Here is a 3,054-nt window from a genome sequence, read left to right as displayed (position 1 = left end):
GGAACGGCGTGGGGAAGACCACGTTGCTGAAGTCGGTGATGGGGTTGTTGCCCGCCGCTACGGGCAAGATTGAATTCGACGGCAAGGACCTGAGCAAGAAAGCCGCCGAGGAGCGGGCGCGGGCGGGTATTGGCTATGTGCCGCAGGGGCGGGAGATTTTTCCGCTGCTTACCGTGGAGGAGAACCTGGAAACGGGGCTGCAGGCGCGCGCTGACCGCAGTCGCAAGATCCCGGCGCGTATCTATGAGCTGTTCCCGGTGCTGCACGATATGCGCCACCGGCGCGGCGGCGACCTGTCCGGCGGCCAGCAACAGCAGCTCGCCATCGGCCGGGCGCTGGCCCTGGACCCTACCCTGCTGATCCTCGACGAACCCACCGAAGGCATTCAGCCCAACATCGTCGACATGATCGGCAAGGTGATCAAAACCCTGAACAAGGAAGAAGGCCTCACCGTGCTGCTGGTGGAGCAGAAACTCCACTTCGCCCGCGCCACCGCCGACCGCTTCGCCATCATCGACCGGGGCAGCAAGGTCGCCGAGGACGACATCGGCGCGCTCAGCGATGATCTGGTGAAGAAGTACCTGACCGTGTAGCGGCGGGCGTCGCTTCGGCTATTTCTGGTTCAGGCCGAGTTCCCGCTGCAGCTTCTTGGTCAACCCCTCGGAGACGATCCGGTGGGACTCCTTGAGGTAGTATTGGAGCGTCTCATCCGTCTCTTCAGGCGCATCGTACTGTTGTATCCACCTCATGCCCCGGGACGCCAGATAGGGCGCCGGCCGGAAACCCGGCTGATCCCGCAGAATCTCAAAGTTGAGTTCCGACGCCTTAAACGTAAAGGCGGGTTGACCGGCCTTTTCCCAACCCCCGATAGCGAACACCTTGCCGCCCACTTTCCAGACGTGAGCGCCGCCCCACTGGACCACATAGGTTGTGGCCGGCAACGCGCGGCAAAAGCGGTTGAACTCCTCGTAGGTCATTACGGCTCCCGTCCATCAACCGCGGCCGGTGGCTTCCCTTCACGCCAGGAAAGCAGCGCATCCAGCACCGGGCAAAGGGCCTGCCCCCAATCGGTGAGCTGGTACTCTACCTTCGGCGGCACTTCCGGGTAGACCGTTCTGCGCACCAGGCCGTCCGCTTCCAGTGCGCGCAGCTGTTGGGCCAGCATCTTTTGCGAGATACCGGGGATGGATTTTTCCAGCTCCGAGTAACGCCGCACCTGGCCACCGAACAGGTGGAACAGAAGAATCAGCTTCCAGCGCCCTTCCAGCACCCTCATCGCCGCCGCCACGTCCGCCGCCGCCGTCTCCGGTGTATACGCCTTACCCATAGGTAACCCACTTACTTTTCCGTGCGTTCTTGATGAACGGGCACGCCCTGATCAAACTTCAGGACCCTCCATTCACCGCCAAAGGAACCGCCAATGGCCATTCATTTCCCAGCGCCCATCGCGCTCTTCTTCCAGCTCAGCAACGACAAGAACAGCGCCTCACTGGACCGATGCTTCGCCACGGACGCTTCCGTTCATGACGAGAAGCACACCTATAACGGGATCGCCGAGATCACCGATTGGTTTATCGAATCCAAGAAGAAGTACAGCTATACGGCGGAACCGCTGGAAATGGAAGGGGCGGATGCCACCGTGATCGTTCGAGCGCGGGTCTCGGGCAACTTCCCCGGTAGCCCGGCGGTGCTTCGCTATACCTTTGAGCTGAAAAACGACAAGATTTGGTCTCTCGATATCGGTTAGCCGTCCAGTCATCCGGCTTCATTCAGACCGCCGCCTGGCCCTGACTGATCATCTTCTGAGGGCCCGAACGCCACTCACCTTTTAAAGAACTTCCCGATCTCTTCGGCAAGCAGATCAAGGAATGCTTGCCGATCGGCCAACGGCTCCACCTCATCCGGCGGTGGCAGGTCCATGAAAAAGAAATGCCCGGCCCCCTCCGTTACGCGTACATCCAACGGTAAGCGGCCGCTCAAGGCACGAACCAGCACATCCACCTGGGCGGCCGGCGTGATCGAATCCCGCGAGCCTGCCCAAGCAAGGATGGGCGTCTGCACGGCATCCAGCGCCCCTTCGACCTGGAAAAAGCCCATCGGCGGAGTCAACAGAACCAGCCGGGTGAGTCGCCCGTCAGGCACGATCTCGACATGGCGGCCGGCGCCCAACCAGATCTGACCACCGGCCAACGCGAGCAGGGCCGCCGCACCGAGTGAGTGACCCACGCCCACCACCGTCGATCCGGGCGGAGCAACGCTATCGAGGGCAAGGGTCAGCCTCCGCGCCCAAAGACGTAACTCGTCCTCCCTGGGCATCGACGCGTCCAGCCCGGTGAAATGCGGTGCGACCACCGAGTATTCGGATTCGGCGAGAGAGGTGAGAAGCGGAAGATGGCGCTCCGGATTGCCGCCCGCCCCTACCGCAAAGAGCAACACAGGGGCGCCGGGCGCGGATTCAAGCACCGTAACCTTGAAGGGCTCCGACCCATCCGTAAGGCTCAATGTCGGCATCTGATCTTCACTTGTTAAGTGGCATCGCTGAACTGCGGGTCGGGAACCAACAGATTTGCGTCCCGGTACAGAAGCCAGCGGCCATCTCTCTTTGTAAGCACGGTAAGCGTATTGCCTGCCCGAACCCTTTCAGGGAAGCCGTCGGCTTTTACCTTGACCGTCAAGTGACTCAGCATAAACGCCCAGTCACCTGTAACCGTGATCTCAAGCACCTCACTCTCACCATCTATTTCCATGGATGCTGTGTCTTGAGATTTCGCCGCCGACGCGAAAGCGTCTTTCCCGAAAGGCTTCTCACCAGGAACGATAAAAACCGCATCATCCGCCATCAGGCCGAGGACGATTTCGGAGTCACCTTCTTTTGTTGCTTTCATCCATTTCGCAACAAGCTCTCGTATTTCGTCTTCATCACTTTTCACGAAAATTCCTCCTTGCGCTTTTGGCTTCCGACCGCTTGAGGCCGGTTTCCCTGCGTCAGGTCTTGTCTTCGGGTAAGTAGGCCTCAATGTCGGACCACGGAATCAGACGATTGAGTTGGATGGT

At 60.3% G+C, this 3,054-nt stretch carries 6 protein-coding genes; 2 read left to right on the top strand and 4 right to left on the bottom strand.

Going from position 1 to position 3,054, the window contains the following annotated elements:
- Nucleotides 1-593, top strand: a 593-nt coding sequence (urtE, locus tag B3520_RS02995) for an urea ABC transporter ATP-binding subunit UrtE (RefSeq protein ID WP_286875388.1), incomplete at its 5' end; no start/stop codon positions are given.
- Nucleotides 594-611: 18 nt separating this feature from the next.
- Here the strand turns inward: urtE and B3520_RS02990 are convergent.
- Both B3520_RS02990 and B3520_RS02985 read right to left on the bottom strand, forming a co-directional pair.
- Nucleotides 612-977: an MmcQ/YjbR family DNA-binding protein gene (locus tag B3520_RS02990; RefSeq protein ID WP_194854992.1), complete on the bottom strand. Its 366-nt coding sequence runs from the start codon at nt 975-977 to the stop codon at nt 612-614.
- Complete coding sequence (locus B3520_RS02985; protein ID WP_194854993.1) at nt 977-1,327, bottom strand: winged helix-turn-helix transcriptional regulator; 351 nt, start codon at nt 1,325-1,327, stop codon at nt 977-979. Before B3520_RS02985 ends, B3520_RS02990 begins: the two co-directional genes overlap by 1 nt.
- Before the next feature lie 93 nt (nt 1,328-1,420).
- On the opposite strand from B3520_RS02985, the gene B3520_RS02980 reads away from it, so the two are divergent.
- A complete protein-coding gene (locus B3520_RS02980) occupies nt 1,421-1,747 on the top strand; it encodes a nuclear transport factor 2 family protein (RefSeq protein WP_194854994.1) in 327 nt (108 codons plus the stop codon).
- 74 nt (nt 1,748-1,821) lie between these two features.
- On the opposite strand, the gene B3520_RS02975 is transcribed toward B3520_RS02980, so the two are convergent.
- Together B3520_RS02975 and B3520_RS02970 are read right to left on the bottom strand one after the other, a co-directional pair.
- On the bottom strand, nt 1,822-2,511 hold the full coding sequence (locus tag B3520_RS02975; protein WP_286875382.1) for a hypothetical protein: 690 nt from the start codon (nt 2,509-2,511) through the stop codon (nt 1,822-1,824).
- Nucleotides 2,512-2,525: 14 nt separating this feature from the next.
- On the bottom strand, nt 2,526-2,930 hold the full coding sequence (locus B3520_RS02970; protein WP_286875380.1) for an SgcJ/EcaC family oxidoreductase: 405 nt from the start codon (nt 2,928-2,930) through the stop codon (nt 2,526-2,528).
- Between the last annotated feature and the right edge of the window lie 124 nt (nt 2,931-3,054).

The sequence above is a fragment of the Marinimicrobium sp. UBA4509 genome, assembly GCF_002388575.1.
Lineage (GTDB): Bacteria > Pseudomonadota > Gammaproteobacteria > Pseudomonadales > Cellvibrionaceae > Marinimicrobium > Marinimicrobium koreense.
The sequence above is the reverse complement of the archived record's forward strand: the minus strand, read 5'-3'. Positions and strand labels throughout refer to the sequence as shown.

Bases quoted from the DNA above. Each gene is read 5' to 3' on its own strand.
- B3520_RS02990 (WP_194854992.1), bottom strand. From the start codon at position 977: ATGACCTACGAGGAGTTCAACCGCTTTTGCCGCGCGTTGCCGGCCACA.
- B3520_RS02985 (WP_194854993.1), bottom strand. From the start codon at position 1,327: ATGGGTAAGGCGTATACACCGGAGACGGCGGCGGCGGACGTGGCGGCG.
- B3520_RS02980 (WP_194854994.1), top strand. From the start codon at position 1,421: ATGGCCATTCATTTCCCAGCGCCCATCGCGCTCTTCTTCCAGCTCAGC.
- B3520_RS02975 (WP_286875382.1), bottom strand. From the start codon at position 2,511: ATGCCGACATTGAGCCTTACGGATGGGTCGGAGCCCTTCAAGGTTACG.